The sequence below is a fragment of the Pseudoalteromonas sp. MMG013 genome, from assembly GCF_018100885.1.
Classification (GTDB): domain Bacteria; phylum Pseudomonadota; class Gammaproteobacteria; order Enterobacterales; family Alteromonadaceae; genus Pseudoalteromonas; species Pseudoalteromonas aurantia.
The window spans coordinates 123,997-150,188 of sequence record NZ_JAGJEE010000001.1; the positions used below are offsets into that span (position 1 = coordinate 123,997).

The following is a 26,192-nucleotide window of genomic DNA, read 5'->3' on the forward strand; positions in this document are numbered from 1 at the left end:
CCAATTTTAAATGTGAATAATATAGTATTGAAGATGGATGAAATATCGAAATTAAATAAGTACACATAAAAAAGGCCAGTGATCACTGGCCTTTAGAGTTTATCTAATTTGCGTGTTAGATACTCTATACGGTGTATTGTTACAAAAGTGCACTTAAATAGCGTATTTAAGTGCACCAATTCATATTAGAACGTGTAACGAATACCAATTTTAGCTTGCCATGCAGATGAGCCTTTAACTATTGTAGAGTAGTTACGAACATCTGAACCTTGGTAACGTTGGTCAATGATTAACTTTTTGTTATCATCTAGGCCACCAAAGTCATATAGTTTTTGGTCTGCATATTGAATTTTCTTTTCAATTCCCCAGTCGCTGTTCAACAGGTTCGCGAAGTTTTCAACCATGAAATATATTTCGCCTTTATGACCTTCAGAAAAACCAGGGATCTCTTGCTTAAAGCTGACGTCCATAGTTGTAACCCAAGGTTGAGTCCCTGTGTTGCGACCAAGTAATTGGCCTCGTTCAGAAATACCGGCTCTATTTAGTAGTGTTTCAAGTTCGCTCCAAGATAGGCCAGATTCATCCCAGTTTACATTGGCATCATCCGCACCAGTAGGGATGTAAGCTAAGTAAGCTGAAGTACTATTGAAGTCTCTTGTATCACCAAAGTCGCCATCACGGAATGAGCCCATTGTATAGCTAAGAGGTCTACCTGAGCGACGTTCGAAGAATACGTTAAACTTAGACGCATAGCCATCGAAGAACTCAGTTTGATAGCTAATGTTTATTTTTAAGTTATGTTCAACTTCATAGTGACCACGGCTAACCAGATCTACGTTACGGCTGTGTGTTGTAGCGTGTTTATAGTTACCATCGGCAGTTGATGCACTACCAGGCGCTACGTCTTCTACATCTTGGTGTGTGTAACTTGCAGAAACATACAGGCCGTTGTCCCACTGTTTTGCAATCGCTGTTGAGAAAATAATTGAACGTGCACTTTCGTCAGCGTTAGTCATCATGATGTCGTAATTATCTCTTAGATCACCAGAGTACATTGTGTCATATATAATACGCCCCGTTGCTGAACGAACGATATCACCATTCTCATCAAGCTTTGGTGAAATAGCTGTATTGTGCCAAACAGCTTCGTTCTGTTTTCTGTGGTACGCAAGCTCTGCTGTCCACTTAAATCCATCACCTAGTAACGCCGAATCAAAATCATACTCAAAGCCTACTTGGGCGCGAATACTTGATGGCAATTCAAAATTAGGGTCGGTATAAGCTGTGCTGCCGGCACCTTGCTCTAATGAATTAACAATTTGCTCAGGTACTTGTGTAATATCAACCTGTTCAATCCCAGAGAAGTAATCGTTGATGGCATTTTGTGAGGCCGCAACGTATGTGATCCCATCGTTTTGGAATGGGTTGTTGTACCAAATACTTGGAACGCCACCTTGGAATCGACCAATACCACCATTAATTGTTAGTGACTCAGTTGCGTAATACTTAAAGCCAACACGTGGTAGAATAATATCAGCACCGTCTAAATTCTCTTGGTTTGTGTAACCATAGGTATTTTGGAATGCAGTATTAAGTGATGGTTTATCGCTCGAAGACAAACGCTCATAGCGTACACCAGCCGTTAATTCTAAATCATCGGTAGGGTAAAACGTATCTTCAACATAAAGCGCTATTTGCTCACGCGTTGCATCGTAGGCCAGGTCATTTGCATTACCCGTGTATGCATTAGAGTAGTCAAATTGGTAGTTATCACGGTTTAAATGTAGTTTTTTGTTCGCAAAGTCTTCTAAACTTCCAAAGTCCCATGAACCTCTGGAGTTTCTAGCATATAAATTATAAAGGCGCATATCTTTCAACTCTGCACCAAAGTTAATTTCATGCTCACCAAGTAAATAACTCGCATCGAACGTAACAGCAAGCGTCTGTGTTTCACCTTCATTTTCATGTCGATTGATATCGCGGCCAAATTCAAATGAATCTCCACGGCCACCGTCAACGTACACTTTGATTGAACCAAGCTGAGAGTTTGAAATACTGTCATTGGTTACATCTTTATATGAAATACCTAGCTCAGTAGTAAAATCATCAGACCAATCAGAGTAAATCTTGGTGGCAAAGTTATTGAATTTAGTGACGTACTGATAACGGCTAGATGCCATCTTTACAGAACCACCACCGGTAGCGAAGCCTTTCGTTTCTTCTTCATCTTGCCATTGATAAGTGAAATCAGCACGATGCATATCATTGATGTTCCAGCTTAACTTAACAAGCAAGCTGTCACTGGTGTCTTCTGGGTTTCCACCAAAGTTATCGTCTAGGCCATATACATTATTTAACGTGCCGATAAATTGGTTATAACTTGCTTCACTTACATCGAATTCATGTGATTTACCAGAGCCATCAAATCCATAATCCATTTCCATCTCTTGCTTCCAAGAGTTGTAGTTCACAAAATAGAAAAGCTCGTCTTCAATTAGTGCGCCACCAGTGCTAAAGCCTAGACGTTTTTCTGTAACGATAGGATCGGTACTTGCTGTCTCGTAGATTCTGTGGCCGTCTTCATCTAGTGCAGGTCTGCCATCTTCTTTAACCTCAGAGAGGTTATCTACTTTACCGCCAAGACTAGGGGTACTTGTTTCGTAGAAACTGGTGAAAGTATATTCATTTGATCCAGATTTAGTTACAGCATTGATGGTACCACCGCCAAAATTCCCTTTTTTTGCAGAAAATGGCGAAGCATCAACTGAGATCTGTTCAATTGCATCAAGTGCTACTGGTGGTTGTGCCGTAGGGTAGCCACCGAAGCTAAGACCAAAGTCATCATTCTGGCCAATACCATCAACGGTTAAACCGTTTGTTCTTGGGTTATTTCCCGCAATTGTAAGTTCACCATTACCGTTAATACTAGCCAGTGGGTTTAAACGGGCAATGTCTTTAATATCGTTGTTAAAGCTTGGGGTATTTGCAATGGTGTCTGCACCGAATACGCTGTTTGAACCACCTGCTTGTTGTACGATACGGTAACCCGTTACTTCAATTTTTTCTACTTTTTGTAGAGGCTGAAGTTGAGATACAAGACGATGCGTGTCACCTAGCTCAAGAAAGATGCTATCTAATTCAGTGTCTGAGTAAATATCAGAATCAAGCACCACGCGGTAAGGACCACCAACGCGTAGACCTTTGGCAATAAATGCACCAGAGTCATTGGTTGTGAATGTGCTCGTTGTGCCTGTTGGCTCGTGAATAACTGTAACTTTAACGTTGGCAGCAGCGTCACCAGCAGGTGTGGTGATTTTACCGCGCATGGCTGATGACGTATCAGATGCAAATGCACTTACAGATACGCCCAAAGCGAGCGCTAACGCGCCGGCTACTTGAGTCAAGCGAACGTTTTTCATTGTGTTGTTTCCCGTGTAAGGTTATTTAAATTACTACTACTGTGCGAATAGCCAAAAAGCTGTAACTTTTCAGTATTACCAGTATTTTTATAGTATGTTGCAGTAAAGCAGTTGTTTTAATCTGCAACGGTTTAATTTGTAAAGTACAATATTTAAGCTTATTTATTGGTTACTTCGTATTTGATAAATAACGGCTAATTTGCAATTTAAGCACCTTAGCCGCTTATAAATATTATATTTTACAGGTGGGTTAACTCCTTGAACCCGTTAAAACTTAAAAGTCGTATTTTACCCCTAGGCGAATTTCGTACAATGAAGGCTTAATTTCAAAGTCAGTACCTGATGGGTTATTAAATTTATGAAACACATATTGACCTTTGTCATTTATTGACGCAGTCACGGCATTTTGCATAAAGCTACCGGTGTTGAGGGTGCCCCAGTTATCATTAAGTAGGTTACCCACATTCTTGATTACGAAGAACGCTGAGCCTTTGTGGTTATCAGAGAAACCGGCAAATTCTTGCTCGATTTTCAAATCAAACGTGACCCACCAATCGCCATCTTGCGAGTTACGGCCTTGAATTTCACCACGTGATAAACCTTCACGTTCAACCCATTTATCAAAATCCGCTTTTTGAAATGGAACTTGTTCCCCTGCATCATTTGTATGGAATCCATATTCGACTAAACCATCATTCTCGCGTGGTACGTACAAGAGATCACGTTTATTATCGGCAAACCCAAACATGTGAGTGTTATCAAACGTATAAGAGTATGGGTTGGTCATACTTGCTTGACCAAATACACTGAACTTAGTTGCTAGCCCATCAATGAACTCATGCTTGTACGATAAAGACATGGTGGCACGGTGTGGAATTTCATAATTTGACGTAGATACACCCGGGTTTTGCGGGTCATGAGCGGCAATACCATGGAAGTTTGAAAACGCCACTGAACTTGTCATTGGGTGAACATCGTTTGACATGGTATACGCATAAGACAGCGCCACATCGATGCCGTTATCAAATGACTTATTCATGCCAAATGATAAAACATGAGTATATCCATCATCACCCGTGACATTGGTTAATAGCAAGTCTGACTTACGAGAATGAAGGTCGTCGTTATAAATAGGTCGACCATCTGGAGCAGTTTCGGTACTGGCAAGCGTTAAGTTGCGTACAATCGCAGAGTCTTGTTTGTCGGTATATAAGTAATCAACCGTAAAGACATAGTCAGACTCAGTGACATAGGTAGCACCGAGTGAATATTTCCACTCTGATGGTAGCTCAAAGTTAGGGTCAGTGACGTTAGTGCTGTCATCTGCGCTGCCTGAGCCTACCGCATTGTATAATTCTTGTGGAATTGCAAACCCAGCCTTTCCGCCATCAACAAAGGCAACCGCATCTGGGCCTAGTAGTTGAACACCACGTTCACTCTCTTGAATATTACGTACGCCATCGTTCGAGTAACTATTTGAGATCCAAACATTCGGGTTACCACCAGAATATAAGCCAAAGCCACCCCGAATTTCTAGTTGGTCGTCGTAAATCCAGTTAAAGCCAAAACGTGGTTGAATGAGGTCAACGCCATCTAAGTTTTGCTGATTAGAAAAACCAAAGCGCTCTTGGAAATTCGGGTTATGTGCAGGTACATCGTCACTGGTATACCAGTCGTAGCGTAAACCGGCTGTTAGGGTAATGTCGTAGTCAATTAGGTCGAATTTATCTTGCGCGTAAAGGGTATTTAATGCGTACTTAAATTCACCTGCAGCATCGACAGGGTTATGCGATGAAGCATTTCCGTAGTAAACACGGGCAACCCCATTTTCAAAGTCTTCGATACTACCAAAACGGTGCTCACCTTCATTGTGCTGTACGAACATATTGAATACGTCGAGTTCTTCGCGCTCATAACCAAATGACAGCTCGTGATCGTCTAAGTAGTATGTACCGGCAAACTTTAACGATAGGTTGTCGTATTTTAATTTATTTGCTTGACGAGAATCATCTGGGCCGAGGTATACATCAACATCACCCGTGTCAATTCTAAACTCACCAAAGCCTGACGTTTGGTCTAATGAAAGTTGGCGGTTATCTAGTTCGGAGTAGCCGATGCGAACTTCTGTCGAAAATACGTCATTCCAATCTGAATAAAGAGAGGTCACAAATGATTGAAGTTCTGCACCACGCTCATAGAAGTGGTTAGACAATGAGATTCTATCAGAACCGCTATCAGACTGAGATAACGTAAAGCCATCGTTGTAGTTGTATACAAAACTTGCACGGTGGTCATCGTTGATGTTCCAGTCAAGTTTTACCAATAGCTTTTCATCTTCAACTGGCATGCTAGGAACAAGCGAACCTGCATCATAGCCATATTTGTTGAGTGATATTGCCGCAATGTTATCAATCGTCGCTTGGCTTATTTTACCGTTTGCAAGCGGAGCATATTCAAAAACTTGTGCACCTTCTAGCTTTTCATAACTGGTGAACAAGAACAGCGTATCTTCTACTAATGGCATGCCTACATTAAAGCCATAACGCTTTTCATTGTAGTCGCCGATGGCTTGCTCTTTACCATCAATTTTATCACCTGACAGTGAGTCATTGGTGTAATCAAAAAACACACCACCAGATAGGGTATTGGTACCTGATTTTGTTACTGCATTGATATTACATGATGTGAAACCACCATATTGCACATCAAATGGTGCTAACTCAACAGCAACTTGGGCAATTGAATCGAATGAGAAAGGCATACGCTCAGTTGGGTAACCATTGCGGTTGAGGCCAAAGTTATCGTTCATGCGCATACCATCAACAGTTAAACTGTTAAAACGCGGGTTACCTCCAGCACATTGAATGGCACCAGAGTTGCTTTCATCTACATAAATACGTGGATCAGTACGTACAATATCTTTGATATCACGGTTTATTGCAGGTTTTTCTTGCAGGTCTGCGAGTGAGAAATGAGTTGCAGGGCCTGTACCACCAGATTGCATGGTCATAGGGCGACCGGTAACAACAATCTGCTCCATGTTTTGCTGAGAATTTAGTTGAACAGTCACGGGATATGTTTTACCTAAAGACAAATAAATGTCTTCAACCAATGTATCTTCAAATTTATTCGAATCGATAATAACTTGATAAGGGCCGCCTACGCGTAGCCCTTTTGCTGAAAACGTGCCATTTTCATTTACCACTGTGGTTTTCACTGAGCCTGACGGAGTGTGGATAATCGTCACTTTCGTGCCAGCAGCGGGGTTCCCTTGAGGACCAACAACTTGACCTTTCATACTAGAAGCTGTGTCGTTAGCAAATGCAGCTCCACTTGCACCGATGCTTGCTGCAATAGCAAGTGATAGGGCTGTTTTGCGCAATAGAGTTTTCATTATGTCGTTTCCCGTGTTTTGAATAGTTTATTTAACAGCGGTTACTTTTGAAGTCTTGAGTGCTTCTTTTAAAGGCGCTGCATTTTTGTCAAAAATTTGATTCAATAAGCCAGCTAAACGAATACCACCTTGTTGTAGGCGTGTTCTTACAGTCGGCATATATTTATAAATGTACCCATAACTTATTTCAGTTTCATTTAAGTTATAGACTTTATCCGAAATATAATGGCTTTCTAATAACCAGTCTGCAGGCTCACTGTCAAGGTAATCACTTATAATGGTTTTATTTGACGTTTTTATGAAATCTGCAAACTCACTGTAAGATAGACTCTCATTTTCAATTAAGCGAGTGTCCCACGTTGAATGTAGGTTTGTTTTATCACCAAAAAATGTCACTTTGATTAGGTTTCCGCCACGATCTTCGCCACGTCCTGCGTGAAATGGTTGGTGGCTATCACCCACAAGGTGCACTAAAAAACGCAAGGCAAAGCGTTTCTCATCTATTGATTTATCATTAGATTGAAGGGTGTTTTTTGCGTAGTAAATACCATCTAGGATGTGCTTTACTTGATCTTTTGAAGAAATCGTATGGTCAACATGGTTATGCATTTTGCTCGCATCTTTAATGTTGATGTAGTGCCATTTTGTGGACTTTTTACGCCAGAAGTCACTGCTGTCAGAGCGCATTTCGTCTGCCCAAGTTGATATTTGCGCCAGTGAACTTTCTTCTAAAAGAGGGGTCAGAGCTTTCGTGGTTGTTTCTGTTAGATGATCTTCAGCAACTTTACCAATAATGCGGTGACCATTTTGGCCCCATGCTACGGCATTAAATGAACTAGACAACACACCCACAAGTGCAATTACAGAGAGCTTTTTAACTAACATATGCATTTTCTTCATTGTTAAAAAGTCGCCAATGACGACTATTCGATAAGGTCAATTGTCCGTATTTTTCAAGAAATAAAAAGGACTTAACGGGATTCATAATTTCTTGTTAATAAAGCATAAAATTCAATGGTTTATAGAGTTTAAGTAAAATTACTTATTGTAATAAGTAAGGATTACTGGTCTAATGGCTAAGTCGGCACTATAAGAATAAATTACCCTTGAGATATCATAACATTCTAATCAATAAACCCTCTATTGTTACATTATTGTTTCTATCTATGTGGGCCTGCTGGGTTTTAGGTCAGGCTTTTAGTAAATCAAACATAGATGATGTAGCCCATGTGTTGACACATTCTTACCAATGCACGACCTCTTCTATTGCAAATAAATCAGTATTACGGGTGCATGTTCCTATCGAACGATTAGCCATAGACATAAAAGAAGGGCTTTGTGAGAGTAAGGTTGTCGCCAAGCAGTATGGGCACGTTGAAATATATTGGGGGGGCAACTTAGCTGAGCAAATAGAGTTTTTAGCCAAAGGTGTTGCGGATGTGATATTAAGCAAAGAGAATGTTATGCAAGCACTCATGGCTGAATCAACACACAACTACCGGCCTATTATTGGTTATCAAAATTACACTGCGTTTTTTATTTCAAATAAAGAGAAACCTAAGTTAAATAAAGCCTATTTTTTAGATAAACGAATTGGCTTACTTGACTACCCAACCAGTCGTTCAGGCCATATATTACCAAAACAGGCGTTTAAGCAGTTAGATATTGATTTAGACGCGTTAGATATTGTTTATGCGAGTACTCATACGTCATTACGAGATAAACTGGCAAAAGGCGAGGTTGATATTATTTCGTCATACTGGAGAAAAGACGACCAAGTGCGTTTTTCTAATAATTATATAGTTCCAATTGGCGGCGAAATCGTGGGCAGCCGATGGTTTTTAAAAATGAATGACGAGAATATAGACTTAGCGTGCGAATTACAATCAGTGATTAGCGCGCTTGCCCGTTCGCAAAGTTCTTCTTATTTCAAGTCATTACAACAGTATTGGCAATGCGAGAAATCACCTTATCACTTTTTAGGGGAGCAAGTGTGATGCCGCATTGGAAAAATATTGCTTTATTCATTGTTATATCGGGTATTTTCACAGGAATATTTTATCGCGCACAAACTATACAAATTGAACAAGACATAAATCAACACGCAGCACAAATTATTACTCGCGTTGCGTTGGACATAAATGCATTGCCCATTGCTGATCCGTTTTTTAGCTATTCTGGCAACCCAAACGTTGTCGCATCTTATATCGAGAAAATAAACAGCAGGCTTGGGAGCCAAGCGGCGAGGGTATCACTAAAAGAAATTAGTATTTCTAAATTACCAGAGCATGATAGTACCGTGGTAAAACCGCTTGCTGCGGCACATCGTACTATATACGTGTCTTTTGATGTTGATACCCAGCACAACAAATCAGCCTATATTTTGCCATTTGTTCTTGCGTTATTAAATTCTGCTTTTTTTGGCTGGGTGAGTACTGGGGTTGTACGAGATAAAGTGCGTACTACCAACACAAATGTTGAGTCAAAAATACCAAAAAGATTGGTTGTTGACCTATATACTAAAACAATTATGCTCAATTGTGCGAAGGAAGATGCAGTTAAGCTTGCCAATAAACCACTGTGTTTTTATTTAGCGTTGGTGGAATTCTGCGAAGCGCAACCTGACGTAATACTAAATCAGAATAAAGATGTGCCTGATGAATTAATGGTAATCGCTGACAAGTATTTTGACAGGTTAATTACATTAGGGCACACCATTCGTAAGCGCCCTAATTTTTCTTCGAGTTTGGAAAAAACATTAAGTGAGATAAGAGCGGCATTAGATGAGATCATGGCTGAGCATAGCGAGCTTAAAATGAAGTATTACCCACCAAAAGCACATGGTGAGGGCTCCCGTTCTAAATTACATAGTTATGGCTTATCTGACGTTTTGCTCGAAGATATTGAAGTGATCGGGAAGTAACAAAATTTACAACGTGAAAATTAAACGCAGTAACTAACTGGTGCATGTGTAAAGGTCTGTTATTGAACTTAAGGCATAGGCCATATAGGCGCTATGCCTTTTAAAGTCTATTTTATAGCTGGTCGACTTTAATTGGAGAGTGGTTTTGGAGGTAATTGATCAATACTTCAGAGTCAGTTAAATCACTCGAAGCAAATCCTGAGTGTTTATTAAGCAGTGGGTAGCCATCTCCACCTGCGGCATTATAGCTGTTAATACTCATGGTATAAGTGCTATCAGCTTGAAATGCCTCACCCTTTATTTTTAAGTTGACTAATTTTCCAGATTCAATATCAAATGTTATACCATAGTACTGTAAGTAAGCACCTGAATCTGCAGGAAATTGAGTAACAACATTCAGGTATTGATATAGTTGCTCACCTGTAAAGGTAATTTTTGTGATCCTGTTTTTAAATGGGTGTACTTTTAGTACATCCTTATAACTGACATCACCCGCTTTAATACTATGACGTATACCACCGCCACTGATAAGGCCAAAATCAGCGTTCACCGCAGCCATTTGTGCCTTTATGATCAAATCAGCCAGTTTGCTTTGCTTAAACCGAACGGTATTTCGGCCTCCATCTAAGTATTTGTCGATTGACCCGACCGTTTTAGCTAATTGCTTTTCACCGATAGATTGATAAGGTTGTAGGAAGTCTTGTAGCTTTTTGTCAGGTTTTATATGCGATTGAACATAATTGCCATCGGCTTTTTTAAGGTTGACCGGGATGAGTTCATAGCTTAGTAGTGATTTCTGGCCATTTTCAATTTTAAACTCTGCTTTGCCAACGTACTTACCCCACTCGTGTGCCTGCATAATCCAAGTGCCATTTTGTTGGTCTGGCTGACATGATTTACCAGGCGCAAAATGCGGATCTTCAGCACCTGTATCAGTTACACAAATGGGTTCTTGAGAATGGCCACCAATAATAATGTCTAATGTCCCTGGTGTTAGCGCACGTGCTAACGTTACGTCACCAGGCGCATTTATTCCGTATTTACCATCGTGATAATGGCCCATGTGAGTTACTGCAATCATGACATCGATGTTTTGTTTTGCACGAATTTCATCAACGACCTGTTTGGTAATAGCTGATGGCTCCACAAAATCTAGTTCCCCAATATAAGTAGGGTTAGCAATTTTTGCAGTATCTACCGTTGTTAGACCGACAATACCTATGGTTAAGCCACCTTTATTTATAATGGTATAAGGTTGATAGGCGTGAGAGTGATCGTCTTTGTTCAAAATATTGGCTGATAACAAAGGAAAGTTAGACCAAGCAATTTGCTTGTCTAAAATAGATAAGGGATTATCGAATTCGTGATTACCTATCGCCATTGCATCATAACCGATTAGGCTCATCCCCTTAAAGTCAGGCTCGGCTTTTTGCAAATCAGACTCAGGGATCCCTGTATTGATATCACCACCAGAGAGCAGTAAAACACGATGACCTTTATTGGCTGCTGTAAGTCGTAATTCATCTATGAGTGTTTTTCGAGCTGCCATGCCATACTCACCATCTTCGTTATGCCAAAAGCGGCCGTGATGATCATTGGTGTGTAAAACAGTTAAGTATTTGGCTTTAGATTCTGAGGTGTTATCAGAAGACGTCGGTAATAAGTTACATGCCGATAAAAGCAAGCAACTCGCGAACAAAGTTATGCGCATAATATAATTTTGTGGAATAAAATAGTTAGGCCCTAGTTTAAACTAAAAGCTCTAAGAATAAATGCAAATATTAGGAGTTTTTTGATACCTCATTCGCAGATTGTACAGCCATGCTTCTTCGTTGCAGTTCATTCTTGGCAATGTGAGACTTTAAATGATCGGTTTCAACCATCCAATTTAAAAATGTCACAGGCAAAGCACGATATGATTCACCACTATGCAACCCAAAATCACAGATTTCTTTTTCGTTATTCATCCTAGACAGCCCCGATTTTTTTATTTTTCGGGGCTTATCCTATCAAAATATTTCAAGAGGAAAAGAACAATACGTTACAAGGTGATGCTTTTTTATAACCTTTTGTTATAAAAGTGTGAATATTATTACTACCCATTGAATAATAAGGAAGACACAGCCGATAAGAAATGTGCGGTATCGCATGAGTACATGATTGGTACTGAGGTGTATGTAACTATGGACTAGTCTAGAAATCACGAAAAGCACCGCACTCAGAGCAAAGACCCATGACACTTTATTCAAGGCAATAGCCAACACACATACAACGAAAAATAGCATAGGAATTTCAAATTGATTACTGAAATTTCTTCCCGCAACGATGACATCTTCAGGCGCGGTCGTCAGATCCATCGTTTTAAATGCATTTTTATCGACTAACTTATTCTTGGCCGCTTTGAATCGGCGTTTACCCATAATAAACATCACCAAAAGTGTGAGTAGAGTTTGGCCAAACATAGCGAATATGACTAAAAGTAACGGGGTGTGCTGCATATTAAGGTGCCTTTTTACAGAGTGTTACAAACAAAGTACGTTTATGATTGCAAATTGGCAAGGAAATTATGACTATATTAAATAGTAAATTTATTATGGAAAGTATATGAAAAGATTATTCGCATTAAGTGCACTGTCGCTGTTCGTCATTACGGGCTGCTCTACGACATCAACGGTCAATAATAGCGTTTCAGCTCCCTTGATTTCAGACTCTTTAATTGTCAGTCCAAATGATAATCGACAATATGAAACAATGACACTTGAAAATGGTATCGATGTGTTATTGATCTCAGATCCAAAAGTAGAAAAGTCGGCAGCTGCATTAAGTGTGGGGGTCGGGTTACTTCATGACCCTATGAGTCAACAAGGTATGGCACATTATCTTGAGCATATGCTTTTTTTGGGGACTGAGCGTTACCCCGATTCAAAAGGGTATACGAATTTTATGACGCAAAATGGGGGCGTTCATAACGCTTATACTTGGCTTGATATCACCAATTATATGTTTAAAGTGAATAATGATGCCTATGAGGAAGGACTTGATAGATTTTCTGATTTTTTTAAAGCGCCGAAGCTTTACCCTGAATACACAGATAAAGAAAAAAATGCCGTAAATGCAGAATGGTCAATGCGCAGAGAAATGGATTTTTTTGGTCAATTCAAACTCTCTAGAAATATGCTGGGTGATCATGCAGCCAACCGCTTTTTAATCGGTAATTTAGAAACACTGGGTGATAAAAAAGACAGCAACTTGCACCAAGAAACGGTGGCATTTTACAACCAATATTATTCGTCGAATATAATGAAAGTCGCCATGATTTCCAATTTACCGACTCAGGAAATGGCGTTAAAAGCGAAAAAATACTTTTCCACAATTAAAAATAAAAATATCGAGAAGCCAGAAGTCGTCAAAGCCATCGACTTTTCAACAGTGGGCAAAAAACGGATTCACTATGTACCCAATGAAGATGTAAAGCAGCTAAAAATTGACTTTACCATCGAGAACAATAGCGCTGATTTCGCAGTAAAACCCAACTATTTTGTCACGTATTTATTGAGTAATGAAATGACCGGTGGGCCTGCACAAGTGCTCAAAGACAAAGGGTGGATTTCTAGTTTAACAGCCTATGCAAGTCCCGCCATGTATGGCAACTATGGTTCGTTAACGGTTGACATCAATTTAACGGATGCGGGTATGGCAAAGCGTTCAGATATTGTCGCGGCTGTTATGCAATATATTTCGTTAATTAAAAAGCAAGGTGTAGATAGTAAATACTTCAATGAGATCAACACGTCTCTTAGTAATGAGTTCCAGTTTTTAGAAAAGGGAGATGAATTTAGTTACGTCAGTAACTTAGCCGATAATATGCAAAAATATCCGCTAAATCACGTGTTGAATTCAGGTTATCATTACGCACAGTTTGATAAAAAAGCGGTTAATAATGTGCTCGAGCAATTAACGCCTGAGCGGTTGCGAGTATGGTATATCAGTCAACAAGAGCCTGCGGATAGCCAACTGCACTTTTATGATGGTAAGTATCAAATCGCAAAGATCAGTGATGAAGAAGTTGCAAATTGGAATAAAGCGACAGATCTTAACTTAGAGTTACCATCAATCAACCGCTTACTACCACAGAAGTTCGATATTAAAACCACAGCTAAACAGGCAAAAGCAGGTGTTTCTGAGGTATTCAATGATGAGCGGATCACCATATGGCATTCGGCGAGTGAGCGGTTTTCTCACCAACCGAAAGGATCAATGGATATTTTTATCAATACTGCAACACCTAATACGAGTATCAAACACGATGTAGCAATGCATTTGTGGGCAGATCTGTTTGGCTTACAACAAAGTCGTTTGATCACAGAAGCGAGTGTAGCTGGTATGTCGGTTAGTTTGGCACCGAGTAATGGTTTAATTTTATCGGTTTCAGGCTTTACGGACAAGCAACCAACGCTTGTAAGTCAAGCACTAAAAAGTGTTGAGTTAAGTGTAGATGAGGTAACATTTTCTCAGGCGGTGGATAGATATCGCCGCGGGTTACTAAACGCTAAAAAGCAATTCCCATTCCGTCAAGCGTTTGGCCAATATTCAAAGCTTATACGGTCCGGAAATTATGACTTGGGCGCTCAATTAGAGGTGCTAGACAGTATCACTGTCGCCGAGTTTAATGCATTACAGCAACAAACGTTAACCGAAAATAATATTCGAGTGTTTAGTTATGGAAATTATGATCAAGCAGAATTGGCTGTCATTGCAGCTAAAATAAATGAAGTACTGCCAGCAGCGAAATTGATCACCCAATATACAAAATCTAAACACCTAGTGCCAAAAGTAGGGCAGACGTTAGTATGGCAGCAGGATATAGATGTTGCAGATGTGGCTATCGTCGATATGTATGTTCACCCAACGCCAGGGTACACACAAAAAGCGGCTGGCTTATTACTTAAATCACACTTTAGTCAGCATGCATTTGAAACCCTAAGAACAGAAGAGCAATTAGCCTATGCGGTTGGCGTAACAGCACAAAGCATTGATGACTATTCCGCGATAGGGTTATATATTCAAACTCCGGTGAATGATGTAGAAAAAATGCAGGCACGTTTTGACCTATTTAAAACGCAATATAGCAAAACGCTGAATGATTTGGATGATGCAACATTTACTGATCTGAAAAATGCATTGTTAGTGTCTTTGAAAGAAGAACCTAAGAATTTAGGGGATGAATTACGACCTTTAATCGCAGATTGGTATAGAGAACGTTATGACTATGACTCAATGGACAAGTTAATTAATGCGGTAGCGCAATTGTCATTGAGTGACATCAAATCGTACTATCAACAAACAATGCTGAATAACACAGCGCCTAGAATCAACGTTCAAATGAGAGGCAAGAAGTTTGCGGATGAACCATTTGCGCAATTGCCAAACCAAACGGTTGTGCACTCTTTAGAGGAGCTTTATAAGCAAATAAAAATGAAATAGTCCAATACAGTGGGGTGAACGCAGGTGTGTTCACCCTTACTTTAGCCGACACAATTTACACTTCAGTCTAATCACGAACATCGAACCACATTAATGTCGTTTAATTATCACTCAATTATAATGCGCTAAGCTCTATGATGAACAAATAGTTACTGCTGAAACCAAAATGTAAGTTACGATTACTGATAAAAATAATGATTTTATTTATCGCCGTATAACGCTTCAAGTTCGGTTACAATATCTGAGTTTAATGCGGCCCAATTCGCTTCAAGTGCACTGATGAGTGCTTGGTAGCCGTCGGCTTTAAGCGCATTGGATTTGAAGAAGTAACTTGATTTTACTAAGTTTTTCTTGCCCTCTTTAGAAGAGAATATATACCAATTTCCAGATATTATTCCGCCATGATCATCATGACCGGCAAAATCATTAACATGTATTTCGACCTCAAAATAGTCTGAAAATGTCGTAGAGACTCTGGCATTAATAATTTGCCATCCATGTAACTGTGAAGACAGCATTTGCTGAGCAGACTTATAAAGCATGTGCTTTGGGTGCTCTGACCAATAATTAAAATTTGCAATGGAAACACTATGATTGGTGTGAACTTGCACGATTGCTTGTTGATCAGATACACCAATAAGCTTGACCGGTTTTAGGAGTAAAGTGCCGCTCGGTATTGCGGCACTCGTTACAGCTGGGGTCGTATTAAATTGATAATAATTGACCGCATTTTGTGAATTACCGCTGCACCCACTAATAAACAAAATGACCCATATTATTATTAACAAACCCTTCATTATTTCTTCCTTGGTTGCTTATCTTCTGGGCTTTGTTTGTCGAAAATGAGCATACTTGGTTGCTCAGTTAAGCCTTTTGATATAGGTTTTAAAGTATTGGACAGGCTTTCTAACTCCTCAAGAGTATCAGTGAGTTGGTCAACCATTCCTGAGCCTTGTTGATAATTCGTCAACGTTTTCTCAAACTGTTTTAAGCTAGAGGTTAATTGACTCAAAGTAGTGTTGATTTGGCCTAAACTGCCTTTTGTGTCACCAGCTAAATCTTGCTGATTAAATTCACTAATTAGTTTATTCATTTCCATTGCAAGTAACCTATATTCCTGTAATGTGCTGTCAAATGTTGTCATTGTTTGTGACAGTGGAAGATTATTTAATTTGTTAAGTAAATCTGTAACTTGTTCTGATATAGCAGTGAAACCACTAGAAACACTGGGCAATACCGGGTAAACCGAAGAGTTTGCTAGTACAGCTTTAGGTGCTTTGCTATAAAAATCTAATTCTATGTATACAGCACCCGTTAAGATATTACCACTTTTTAGCGATGCCCTCAGTCCATTTCTAATCCATTTTTCTATATTATTTTGCCAGTAACTTTCAGCTAAGTCACTTTGTTCGTAAATTCTCCCATATTCAATTTTTATAAGTACAGGCACAGATGTTGTGTCTTGTTGAAAGTATAAAGGCTGACCATCTCTTTCAATTTGTGCGGGGGCTTGTTCAACTGTGCCTATGCGCATGCCACGGTACTCAACAGGTGCACCGACCGTTAATCCTCTAATTGATTGTTCAAATTCAACTAGGAAAAAGTCAAAGTTATCAAAACGTTTTTCTAAAGCTGCAGCAAAATTTTCATGGAGTTTATATTGTCTGAGTGCACTGGCAACGTCTGATGCGGTGCTATTCGGTGGGTAATCGACAGATATGCCTCCCTTAATCAACTTTGATAAGCTCCCCGTAGAGACTTGGATCCCTTCTGTCGACAGGTTGACGTCAATCCCTGAGCTTACCCAGAAAATCGCGTTGGTCGTGATCAGTTTATCGTAAGGAGAGAAAATAAATATGCCATATTCCATAATAAGGTCATCGACATTGAATTTAGCCGATTCAATTTGCCCTATTTTATAGTTACGAAAGTAGATGCCGGAACCAATATCGAGCACTTCGGCTTGTTTAGCTTTCAATTGAAACCGTTTTCCTGACACATCTTGGCTTATTAATGCCGGTTCTTCTTGCAACGTGAAAAGCGTTGAGCGTGCTTCACTTTGACCGGGCTCTAACTCCAAATAAACCCCAGATAATAAAGTATTCATACCTGATATACCTGATTCATCAATTCTAGGTTTCACCACCCATAGTTTTGCATCTTCGGTTAAGAGGTGGTCATAGTGACTGTCTATTTGAACGCGCGCTATAACGGCATTTTGCTCCAATTGCAGCCTTAATGTTTCAACAGTCCCAATTTTAACATTACGCACTTTCACTTGCGTTTTTCCTGCGACAATGCCCTCGGCACTGGCCATTTTAACAAAAATGGTATATCCCTGATTTATTTGATGTTGATAGAGCATCCATCCTGTAATTAATAGTGCAATGACTGGAATAAACCAGATAAATGAAAACTTAGGTTTGCTTTCTATATGTGCGTGCTCATTCATAAGCGTGATATTTATCCCATAATATACGAGGGTCAAAACTGTGTACGGCTATCATTTGGCATAAAACCATAGCGGTAAAAAATACGATGCCTAATTGGGGTTCGACCGTTAAAACATTTCCTAGCTGGACTAAAGACACTAATACAATTACTACGAAGACGTCAATCATGGACCATTTCCCAATAACTTCCAACAATCGGTAAAGTTGGCTTGCTCGTTGTGGAGAACGACATTTGTTTGTTTGTACTATTAAGTAAAAAAGTAAAATAGCTTTTACGATAGGAATGCAAATACTGGCAACAAAGATAATGGTTGCAATGGGATATGACCCAGATTCCCACATTATAATGATACCTGAAAATATGGTTGCAGGAGTATGCTGGCCTAAATTGATGGTGTCCATAATAGGCAGAAAATTAGCCGGTATTAATAGTACGAGTGCAGTGAGCATCCATACTGACGCGCGTTCGATAGATTTCGGTTTTCTAAAATAGGTTTTTGCTTCACATCGTGGACAAGTCTCGCTGCGCGAGAGTTGGTTACATATATGGCATTGCCTAAGTTTGTTTAGCATTGCGGTTTGTCCACACACATGTGGGACCGGTTCAAATTGGCACTGTTGACGCTCCCAAAGCTCACTTTCATCAATCAATGTTAATAATTCGATAAAGCAAATTACAAACAAAACGTAAGCCCAAAACCCATAGCCAAGTGATAACTCTGCAAGTGACATCAGTTTAAATGCACTGACCAGAACGGCGACGAGAAATATATCGGCCAAATTGAGCGGGGTAACATAGCTAAAACTTTTGGTAAGCTTTCGTGCAAGACTTAACGAAAGTGTTGACCAAATCTTACTATGCGAGATCAAAGTTAATGTACATACATACACCGGCATAATTAAAATAGTAAATAGAAATAAACCAGCAAGTATGGCGTTGTACTTTTCGCTTAATAGGACAGAGGCTTGCCAAAGGCTGATTTCTTGTACCAGGCCATGTTGACTAAAGGAAATAAAGCTTGGGTATAAACTGGTGAATAAAAAGAGTAATGAGGTAACGGCAAACGCCATATTCCATTGTGATAAATTTTGTCTACAGGTGATCAAATGTGCATTGCAGTTGGGGCAATTTGCACGTTGCTGCGCCCCTAACTGTGCTACATTAACTAACCTATCGCATTGTTTGCACGCCAATATCACGAGAAAACCAAATCTACTTTACCCATGTTCACAGTGTGATACATCATTCGAGTGAGTGCAATCCTTATCACGTTTATAAGATTCACATATCAAAAATAGCAACGGTTTGACGGCTCAAAGCCAGTAAACGGCCATCGTCAGCATATATTTTTGCATCTTCTAACCCATACCCGTTTGCGCTGTGATGTGTATGTGCTTCAAACCCAAGCCATGCGTTGTTTGATAAGGTTATATCTTCTACAAACTCTATGTACCATGACATACTGCTTGCAGGGGAAGGGGTGTCAGCCATTTGTAATAATGTGGGAGGCCAAGCATCAGCTAATGCGAGTAGGTGCACGTCTTGTAAGGTATCGGTAGGCGCTTGCTTGAATTTCATCCAACCGCCTAACGTGGAGTTGTTTGAACCACTAAATGGCATATCACCGTCTTGAAGGTTCAGAGCAACATGTTGAAAGAATTCTGGCATAACATTTTTTTGATATGGTAAAATGCGTTCACTATTGGCAGGCGATAACTGGTGGTTTTGGGTAATAGGTACTATCGCTTTGGATTCACGTTCTTTTGCAAAACACCCTTGTGCAACAAGGCATACCTTCTCATCTTGTTTGATAGTAGACAGCATTTGTGTCGCATTTTTACCACTGCGGAGTATGTGTGTTTCTATTATAAAAGGGTGTTCAGAAAAAAGAGGGCCAACAAAATTAACACTCATAGATAGCACTCTGCGGTTGTCGGGTAGTTGATGCTTCATATTTTGTAGCATCATCGCAGCAGATAAACCACCAAAAGCAGTGCGCCCTTGGCACCAACTCTGAGGAAATACCAATTCGCAAGGCGTTTTTAGCAAGGTGGGATTACTTAATAGTTCATCAAATGTCATTATGCATCCTATTTATCATTCATTTTTTATAATTATGGATAGCATATCTGGTCATACCTGTTTAATAAACCGTTAATGCTGGTGTTTTTTTGACTAAAAAAGCAGATATTGAAAAAAAATTTCAAAAAAGTGCATTTTTTTTTGTTTTTACGGTTGAATTCGATTTTCTCGCCCCTATTTACAAGTCATCTAAACAGAACAACGAATTTTGAAGTCGGAGAAGATTCATGGGTAAAATTATTGGAATCGATTTAGGTACTACTAACTCTTGTGTAGCAGTACTTGATGGTGAAAAAGCACGCGTTATCGAAAACGCAGAGGGCGATCGTACAACCCCTTCTATTATTGCATTTACTGCAGAAGGTGAAACGCTTGTAGGTCAACCTGCTAAGCGCCAAGCGGTTACAAACCCACAAAATACATTATTTGCAATCAAGCGTCTGATTGGTCGTCGCTTTGAAGATGAAGAAGTACAACGTGATATCGATATCATGCCGTTTAAAATTGCAAAAGCAGACAATGGCGATGCATGGGTAGAAGTACGCGGTGAAAAACGTGCTGCACCACAGATTTCAGCAGAAGTTCTTAAGAAAATGAAGAAAACTGCTGAAGACTTTCTTGGTGAAGAAGTAACTGAAGCGGTAATCACCGTACCAGCTTACTTTAATGATTCACAGCGTCAAGCAACGAAAGATGCAGGCCGTATTGCGGGTCTAGAAGTTAAGCGCATCATTAATGAGCCAACAGCCGCTGCACTTGCATACGGTATGGACAAGAAGCAAGGTGACAACGTTATTGCTGTATACGACTTAGGTGGTGGTACGTTTGATATCTCAATCATTGAAATCGATGAAGTAGATGGCGAGCACACATTCGAAGTATTGGCGACAAATGGTGACACGCACTTAGGTGGTGAAGATTTCGATAACCGCGTTATTAACTACTTAGTAGACGAGTTTAAGAAAGATCAAGGGATTGACCTTAAAGTTGACCCACTAGCGATGCAACGTGTTAAAGAAGCGGCAGAAAAAGCGAAGATTGAACTATCTTCAGCACAGCATACAGAAGTTAACCTTCCTTATGTAACTGCAGACGCAACGGGTCCTAAGCACATGAATGTGAAGCTTACTCGTGCAAAACTTGAGTCTTTAGTTGAAGACTTAGTAACTCAATCTATCGAGCCTCTTAAGCGCGCGCTAGCTGATGCTGACCTAACAGTAAGTGATGTAAATGACATCATTCTAGTTGGTGGTCAAACACGTATGCCACTGGTACAAACAACGGTTACAGAGTTCTTTGGTAAAGAGCCTCGTAAAGATGTAAACCCTGATGAAGCGGTTGCCGTTGGTGCAGCTGTTCAAGGTGGTGTATTAGCTGGTGACGTTAAAGACGTACTTTTACTAGACGTTTCTCCATTGTCTCTAGGTATCGAGACTATGGGTCAAGTAATGACTGCGCTAATCGAGAAAAACACAACGATTCCTACTAAGAAATCGCAAACATTCTCAACAGCTGAAGATAACCAATCTGCGGTAACGATTCATGTATTGCAAGGTGAGCGTAAGCGTTCAAGTGATAACAAATCTCTTGGCCAATTCAACCTTGAAGGTATTCGCCCTGCACAACGTGGCGCACCGCAAATCGAAGTGACTTTTGATGTAGATGCTGATGGTATCTTACATGTATCTGCAAAAGACAAAGATACAGGTAAAGAGCAAAAAATCACAATCCAAGCTTCTTCAGGTCTAAACGATGAAGAAATTGAGAAAATGGTACGTGATGCAGAAGCGAATGCAGAAGAAGATAAAAAGTTTGAAGAGCTAGTTGCTTCACGCAACCAAGCTGATGCAATGCTACACGGTACTCGTAAGCAAGTTGAAGAAGCGGGTGAAGAACTTCCAAGTGAAGATAAAGAAGCAATTGAAGCGGCTTTAACTGAACTTGAAACTGCGATTAAAGGCGATAGCAAAGAAGACATCGATGCTAAAGTACAAGTACTTGCAGAAAAGTCACAAAAGCTAATGGAAATCGCACAAGCTAAGGCGCAAGCACAACAAGCAGGCCCTGATGCTGGTGAGCAACAGTCAGGAGCTGGTTCAGCTAAGCAAGACGACGATGTTGTTGATGCTGAATTTGAAGAAGTTAAAGACAACAAGTAATTGTTGACTTGTAAGGGCGCGCTGGCGAATTTCGCTTGTCGCGCCCTTAGTGTATGTAAATTTGGGTAATACATGCTTACGTGTGGATTCCATAATGGCAGATACTTCATTTGCCAACCAATTAGAGTAGTGTGATAACGATGTCAAAAAGTGATTATTACGAAGTACTTGGTGTTAGCAAAGATGCCAGTGATCGTGACATAAAAAAAGCGTATAAGCGCTTAGCCATGAAATATCACCCAGACCGTACAGCAGGTGATACTGCACTCGAGGCCAAATTCAAAGAAGTAAAAGAAGCCTACGAAGTACTGACGGACAGCCAAAAACGTCAGATGTATGATCAATATGGTCATGCCGCATTTGATCAAAACGGTGGCACTGGAGGCCATGGTGGTGGTCAAGGTGACTTCGGCGATATTTTCGGTGATGTGTTTGGTGACATTTTTGGAGGGGGCGGTGGTCGCCGTCAATCTCGTCAACAACGTGGTGCCGATTTGCGTTACAACATGGACCTATCTTTAGAAGAGGCGGTTCGTGGTAAAGAAGTTGAAATTAAAGTACCTACATGGGTAAGTTGTAAGCCATGTGATGGCAGTGGTGCGAAAGCGGGTTCTAAACCGAAAACATGTTCTACGTGTCATGGTGCCGGTCAAGTACAAATGCGACAAGGTTTCTTTGCTGTACAGCAAACTTGTCCAACATGTAGTGGCACAGGTCAAACAATCTCAGACCCATGTAATAAGTGTCATGGTCAAGGTCGTGTTGAGAAGACCAAAACGCTTTCAGTTAAGATCCCAGCAGGTGTTGATACGGGTGATCGTATTCGTTTATCTGGCGAAGGTGAAGCTGGTATGCATGGTGCGCCAGCAGGTGACTTGTATGTGCAAGTTTCGGTAAGAGAGCACCCTATCTTTGTGCGTGACGGTAACAACCTATACTGTGAAGTACCGATCAGCTTTACCACTGCAGCAGTGGGTGGCGAGATTGAAGTACCAACGCTAGATGGTCGTGCTAATTTGAAGATCCCTTCAGAGAGTCAAACAGGCAAGATGTTCCGTATGCGTGCGAAAGGCGTCAAGTCTGTACGCAGTGGTGCGGTGGGTGATTTGATCTGTAAGGTCGTGATTGAAACACCGGTTAACCTAAATGAACACCAGCGTGACCTTTTAAAACAGTTAGAAGACAGCATGGGTTCAGATGGCAATAAAAACCGTCCGAAGGCACAAGGCTTTTTCGATGGTGTAAAAAAGTTTTTTGATGATTTAACGAAGTAAATTACGTCGTAGAAATCATGTTTTAAAGCGGTGCCTAGGGCACCGCTTTTTTGTATGGTTAGATTAATTTAATAATACGAGATAGTCCTGCTCACTGTCACATTTGCAGCCAATCATTCTACGCTGGTCACTGAAAATGAGCTTTCCAGATTTGCACCCCAATATTTCGCATTTAGTACTACAGGCCAAGTTGCTGGTCCATAAAGAATACTCGGTCATCATAAATTTGATCGCGAAGAAACCCACAAACATTAAAAGTAAAACCCTCCAGTTACGATTAAGCATATCCTAAACCTGTTATCACACTGCATTATTAGACTTTAGTCTAATGTATGAATTAATCTAGTAGGGCATATTGATGTGTAGGCGCTGCAAAGGGGATCTCATGACACCAGCAATAAGGTTATTGGAAAAATACCGAATACCATTTGAGGTATTGCAATTTAAGCACCTGAAAACTTCTGTAAACTTTGCAGAGGAAGCGGTGGAACAACTCGGTTTAAATCCTGAGGAAGTATTTAAAACCCTATTAATTAATGTGGATGGTGTATTACATGTGGCGATATTACCGTCAACTCATAGAGTGGATTTGAAAGCTTACGCAAAGGCGTGCAAGGGGAAAAAAGCAGAGCTGGCCGATGTACAGCAAGCACAAACGAGTACTGGGTATGTGGTCGGTGGGATCAGTCCCTTAGCACAAAAAAAGCGACTAAAAACATTGCTACATTATAGCGCTGAGTATCATGCCCATATTTATGTCAGTGCAGGGCGAAGAGGCGTTGAAGTAAAAGTGCCTCCATTAGATTTATTACGGGTATGTCGTGCTGAATTTGCACATTTCTAGCTATCAATCGTTATATCTGGCGCCGATATAGGCTGGGTGTTACACCAACATGTTGCTTGAAATTTCGACCAAAATGGCTTTGATTGGCAAAGCCACATCGTAACGCAATCTGAGCGAGTGAGTGCTCTGAGGTTTCTAAGGCCATTTTTGCATACTCAATTCTTATCGACATTAAGTATTGCTGGGGAGTTTGGGCAAAATTCAACTTAAACATACGGCAGAAATGATATTCGCTGAGCTCGGCTAAATCAGCTAGCTCAGACAACAATATTTGGCGACTAAAGTTACCATGGATAAAGTCGGTCACTTGCTTGGCCTTTTTCGGTGAAAGCCCTCCGGTGATGATTCTTCGTGTGTTTTTTAACTCTAAAGTCTGTAATACGCTGACAAGGATAGTATCGGTGAATTGTTCTATTGCCAATATGTTGTGCTTATCATACCAGTCAGTGTCGTTAATTTGGTGACGGAACAAGGTTTCTAGCTTAGCGTTTTCAAAAAATATTCGTTCTGGTAGGCAAACTTGTCGTGGGTCAATATCGAATACTTTGAGTGCGGTATGTTTGAGGTGTGCATCACTAAAATATAAATGAACAAACTCTTGAGGAACACCAATTTCCCAGCGACTTTCACTATTTTGTGGCATAAGACAAAATCGTCCTGGTGCACCATTAGAGGAAGGCACATCGGTACGGTGTGTTTCATAGCCGCCATTAAGGTACATACTCAAGGTATGTTGTTGTTGGTTTTGGTAATACAACCGCTCGTACTGATTTGTATAGTGTGACCATTCGACTTCATTACGCAGCAGAGTATGCCTAACACACTGTTTTTTCGATTGCGCAAAACTGACATGGGGATTTTTGTTTGGCATGTGTCTCTACATACTATTTATTCTTAAAATTTAGCTTATCTTAAGTGTTTGTTAGTCGCAATTACTTGTGCTGGAAGCTATAAGTAATAACCGCAAGATCATGTTAATTTAGGCAATAACGTGACATATCTATTTGCTCCAACGAGACATACTTAATGACATTATTGATTAGGAGTACAAAAATAATGTCGTTAATTTTATATTTTTTGTTGGTGTTTGTTTGGGGGTTGTCGTGGATTGCAATTAAGTGGCAGCAAGGGGATGTTGCCTTAGAAGTGTCGATATTTTACAGATTTTTCATTGCTGCCGTCATTATGCTGGTGATGGGTAAGTTTATGAATAAATTGCAGCATACATCTGGTCAAGATCACGTTTGGTTTGCTCTGCAAGGCGCGAGCTTATTTTGTTTTAATTTTATCGCATTTTATGTGGCAACATCGTATATACCCAGTGGGTTAGTTGCTTTACTGATGGCAACAGCGCCACTTTTTAATAGTATTCATGGGCGACTCTTTTTTGGCGCACCTATTACCTTTAATTTTGTTTTAGGTATGTTATTTGGGTTAGTGGGTATAGGTTTTTTATTTGCGAACGAGCTATCTACTTTGCAGCTATCTTTAAATACGTTGTATGGTGTACTTTATTCATTGGTTGGCACATGGTGTTTTTCCATAGGTAACATGCTGAGCGTTAAAAATACAAATAAGGGCATTCGGCCATTCACAGCAACCAGTTACGCAATGATTTACGGATGTGTATGTTTGCTCTCAATCATATTTTTCAAACAATTGAATTTCAACTTTGAGCTTACTACTTTGTATATCGGTAGTTTGCTGTACTTATCTATTCCTGCTTCGGTCCTTGGCTTTACCGCATTTCTAGTGCTTGTTAATCGTATAGGTGCTAGTAATGCGGCTTATATTTTAGTTTGCACGCCAGTAATTGCATTAACGATGTCGAGCATATTTGAAGGATATGTTTGGACTTTTAGCGCTGGTGTTGGACTTGTCTTAATTTGCTTAGGCAATGTGGTTTCACGTATGCACGAAGACATGTTCAATTTAGCAATTCGTTTATTTAAATGGCGACCTGTAAGGTTGACGGATCAATAACTGAACTCTCTATTCTTACTCAGTGACGTAATGACTAACGGTATTTTTTACCAGAAAAGTTACTTCACTGATGCTAAATGCGAGATTTAAATAAAATTGATTAAATTTAATTTTAAAATTGTAACCTTATGATTATTAATGTTTTAGTTTGATTAATGCAATTGTGTTATTGAGAG

General features: G+C 40.0%; 18 protein-coding genes. 7 read left to right on the plus strand and 11 right to left on the minus strand.

Annotated features, from left to right (window positions below; translation table 11 throughout):
- Window positions 1-185: 185 nt before the first annotated feature.
- From J8L98_RS00575 to J8L98_RS00585, 3 genes are all read right to left on the minus strand, one after another.
- Window positions 186-3,419, minus strand: a complete 3,234-nt coding sequence (locus tag J8L98_RS00575) for a TonB-dependent receptor (protein ID WP_210994812.1) — start codon at window positions 3,417-3,419, stop codon at window positions 186-188.
- A 274-nt stretch (window positions 3,420-3,693) separates the two neighbouring features.
- Entirely contained in the window at window positions 3,694-6,813 is a 3,120-nt protein-coding gene (locus tag J8L98_RS00580; protein WP_210994813.1) for a TonB-dependent receptor, read from the minus strand.
- 27 nt (window positions 6,814-6,840) lie between these two features.
- Complete coding sequence (locus tag J8L98_RS00585) at window positions 6,841-7,698, minus strand: S1/P1 nuclease (RefSeq protein ID WP_210994814.1); 858 nt, start codon at window positions 7,696-7,698, stop codon at window positions 6,841-6,843.
- Window positions 7,699-8,042: 344 nt separating this feature from the next.
- Between J8L98_RS00585 and J8L98_RS00590 the strand changes: the two genes are divergently transcribed.
- Together J8L98_RS00590 and J8L98_RS00595 are read left to right on the plus strand one after the other, a co-directional pair.
- Entirely contained in the window at window positions 8,043-8,810 is a 768-nt protein-coding gene (locus tag J8L98_RS00590; protein ID WP_318782648.1) for a PhnD/SsuA/transferrin family substrate-binding protein, read from the plus strand.
- On the plus strand, window positions 8,810-9,736 hold the full coding sequence (locus J8L98_RS00595) for a hypothetical protein (RefSeq protein WP_210994815.1): 927 nt from the start codon (window positions 8,810-8,812) through the stop codon (window positions 9,734-9,736). The genes J8L98_RS00590 and J8L98_RS00595 overlap by 1 nt, the downstream gene beginning before the upstream one ends.
- A 112-nt stretch (window positions 9,737-9,848) precedes the next feature.
- On the opposite strand, the gene ushA is transcribed toward J8L98_RS00595, so the two are convergent.
- From ushA to J8L98_RS00610, 3 genes are all read right to left on the minus strand, one after another.
- Window positions 9,849-11,447: a bifunctional UDP-sugar hydrolase/5'-nucleotidase UshA gene (gene ushA / locus J8L98_RS00600; RefSeq protein WP_210994816.1), complete on the minus strand. Its 1,599-nt coding sequence runs from the start codon at window positions 11,445-11,447 to the stop codon at window positions 9,849-9,851.
- A 70-nt stretch (window positions 11,448-11,517) separates the two neighbouring features.
- On the minus strand, window positions 11,518-11,703 hold the full coding sequence (locus J8L98_RS00605) for a hypothetical protein (RefSeq protein ID WP_210994817.1): 186 nt from the start codon (window positions 11,701-11,703) through the stop codon (window positions 11,518-11,520).
- Between the two features lie 105 nt (window positions 11,704-11,808).
- On the minus strand, window positions 11,809-12,234 hold the full coding sequence (locus tag J8L98_RS00610; protein ID WP_210994818.1) for an MAPEG family protein: 426 nt from the start codon (window positions 12,232-12,234) through the stop codon (window positions 11,809-11,811).
- Between the two features lie 106 nt (window positions 12,235-12,340).
- On the opposite strand from J8L98_RS00610, the gene J8L98_RS00615 reads away from it, so the two are divergent.
- Window positions 12,341-15,220, plus strand: a complete 2,880-nt coding sequence (locus tag J8L98_RS00615) for an insulinase family protein (RefSeq protein WP_210994819.1) — start codon at window positions 12,341-12,343, stop codon at window positions 15,218-15,220.
- A 200-nt stretch (window positions 15,221-15,420) separates the two neighbouring features.
- Here J8L98_RS00615 and J8L98_RS00620 read toward each other — a convergent pair whose 3' ends face one another.
- The 4 genes from J8L98_RS00620 to J8L98_RS00635 all read right to left on the minus strand — a co-directional run bounded on the left by J8L98_RS00620 (window position 15,421) and on the right by J8L98_RS00635 (window position 19,756).
- A complete protein-coding gene (locus J8L98_RS00620) occupies window positions 15,421-16,017 on the minus strand; it encodes an ABC-type transport auxiliary lipoprotein family protein (protein WP_210994820.1) in 597 nt (198 codons plus the stop codon).
- Window positions 16,017-17,672 carry an intermembrane transport protein PqiB gene (gene pqiB, locus J8L98_RS00625; protein WP_210994821.1) on the minus strand — a complete coding sequence of 552 codons (1,656 nt, stop codon included), beginning with the start codon at window positions 17,670-17,672 and terminating at the stop codon, window positions 16,017-16,019. Before pqiB ends, J8L98_RS00620 begins: the two co-directional genes overlap by 1 nt.
- A complete protein-coding gene (locus J8L98_RS00630) occupies window positions 17,665-18,873 on the minus strand; it encodes a paraquat-inducible protein A (protein ID WP_210994822.1) in 1,209 nt (402 codons plus the stop codon). The genes pqiB and J8L98_RS00630 overlap by 8 nt, the downstream gene beginning before the upstream one ends.
- An 82-nt stretch (window positions 18,874-18,955) precedes the next feature.
- A complete protein-coding gene (locus tag J8L98_RS00635; RefSeq protein WP_192510088.1) occupies window positions 18,956-19,756 on the minus strand; it encodes a thioesterase family protein in 801 nt (266 codons plus the stop codon).
- Window positions 19,757-19,983: 227 nt separating this feature from the next.
- On the opposite strand from J8L98_RS00635, the gene dnaK reads away from it, so the two are divergent.
- The 3 genes from dnaK (at window position 19,984) to ybaK (ending at window position 24,033) form a co-directional block, all read left to right on the plus strand.
- The gene (gene dnaK / locus J8L98_RS00640; protein ID WP_210994823.1) at window positions 19,984-21,915 is read left to right on the plus strand and encodes a molecular chaperone DnaK; all 1,932 of its coding nucleotides are present in this window, start codon (window positions 19,984-19,986) and stop codon (window positions 21,913-21,915) included.
- Between the two features lie 140 nt (window positions 21,916-22,055).
- Window positions 22,056-23,189 carry a molecular chaperone DnaJ gene (gene dnaJ / locus J8L98_RS00645; protein ID WP_210994824.1) on the plus strand — a complete coding sequence of 378 codons (1,134 nt, stop codon included), beginning with the start codon at window positions 22,056-22,058 and terminating at the stop codon, window positions 23,187-23,189.
- 385 nt (window positions 23,190-23,574) lie between these two features.
- Window positions 23,575-24,033 (plus strand): Cys-tRNA(Pro) deacylase, encoded by a 459-nt coding sequence (gene ybaK / locus J8L98_RS00650; RefSeq protein ID WP_210994825.1) that lies wholly within the window; start codon window positions 23,575-23,577, stop codon window positions 24,031-24,033.
- Between the two features lie 10 nt (window positions 24,034-24,043).
- Here the strand turns inward: ybaK and J8L98_RS00655 are convergent, their stop codons facing one another.
- On the minus strand, window positions 24,044-24,904 hold the full coding sequence (locus J8L98_RS00655; protein ID WP_210994826.1) for an AraC family transcriptional regulator: 861 nt from the start codon (window positions 24,902-24,904) through the stop codon (window positions 24,044-24,046).
- A gap of 185 nt (window positions 24,905-25,089) precedes the next feature.
- Between J8L98_RS00655 and J8L98_RS00660 the strand changes: the two genes are divergently transcribed.
- On the plus strand, window positions 25,090-26,016 hold the full coding sequence (locus tag J8L98_RS00660) for a DMT family transporter (protein WP_210994827.1): 927 nt from the start codon (window positions 25,090-25,092) through the stop codon (window positions 26,014-26,016).
- Window positions 26,017-26,192 lie beyond the last annotated feature (176 nt).

Excerpts from the sequence above, each read along its gene's own strand:
- J8L98_RS00605 (WP_210994817.1), bottom strand. The coding sequence starts at position 11,703 with ATGAATAACGAAAAAGAAATCTGTGATTTTGGGTTGCATAGTGGTGAA.
- J8L98_RS00610 (WP_210994818.1), bottom strand. The coding sequence starts at position 12,234 with ATGCAGCACACCCCGTTACTTTTAGTCATATTCGCTATGTTTGGCCAA.
- J8L98_RS00580 (WP_210994813.1), bottom strand. The coding sequence starts at position 6,813 with ATGAAAACTCTATTGCGCAAAACAGCCCTATCACTTGCTATTGCAGCA.
- J8L98_RS00620 (WP_210994820.1), bottom strand. The coding sequence starts at position 16,017 with ATGAAGGGTTTGTTAATAATAATATGGGTCATTTTGTTTATTAGTGGG.
- J8L98_RS00660 (WP_210994827.1), top strand. The coding sequence starts at position 25,090 with ATGTCGTTAATTTTATATTTTTTGTTGGTGTTTGTTTGGGGGTTGTCG.
- ushA (WP_210994816.1), bottom strand. The coding sequence starts at position 11,447 with ATGCGCATAACTTTGTTCGCGAGTTGCTTGCTTTTATCGGCATGTAAC.
- J8L98_RS00615 (WP_210994819.1), top strand. The coding sequence starts at position 12,341 with ATGAAAAGATTATTCGCATTAAGTGCACTGTCGCTGTTCGTCATTACG.
- dnaJ (WP_210994824.1), top strand. The coding sequence starts at position 22,056 with ATGTCAAAAAGTGATTATTACGAAGTACTTGGTGTTAGCAAAGATGCC.
- ybaK (WP_210994825.1), top strand. The coding sequence starts at position 23,575 with ATGACACCAGCAATAAGGTTATTGGAAAAATACCGAATACCATTTGAG.
- dnaK (WP_210994823.1), top strand. The coding sequence starts at position 19,984 with ATGGGTAAAATTATTGGAATCGATTTAGGTACTACTAACTCTTGTGTA.
- J8L98_RS00585 (WP_210994814.1), bottom strand. The coding sequence starts at position 7,698 with ATGTTAGTTAAAAAGCTCTCTGTAATTGCACTTGTGGGTGTGTTGTCT.
- J8L98_RS00635 (WP_192510088.1), bottom strand. The coding sequence starts at position 19,756 with ATGACATTTGATGAACTATTAAGTAATCCCACCTTGCTAAAAACGCCT.
- J8L98_RS00595 (WP_210994815.1), top strand. The coding sequence starts at position 8,810 with ATGCCGCATTGGAAAAATATTGCTTTATTCATTGTTATATCGGGTATT.
- pqiB (WP_210994821.1), bottom strand. The coding sequence starts at position 17,672 with ATGAATGAGCACGCACATATAGAAAGCAAACCTAAGTTTTCATTTATC.
- J8L98_RS00575 (WP_210994812.1), bottom strand. The coding sequence starts at position 3,419 with ATGAAAAACGTTCGCTTGACTCAAGTAGCCGGCGCGTTAGCGCTCGCT.
- J8L98_RS00655 (WP_210994826.1), bottom strand. The coding sequence starts at position 24,904 with ATGCCAAACAAAAATCCCCATGTCAGTTTTGCGCAATCGAAAAAACAG.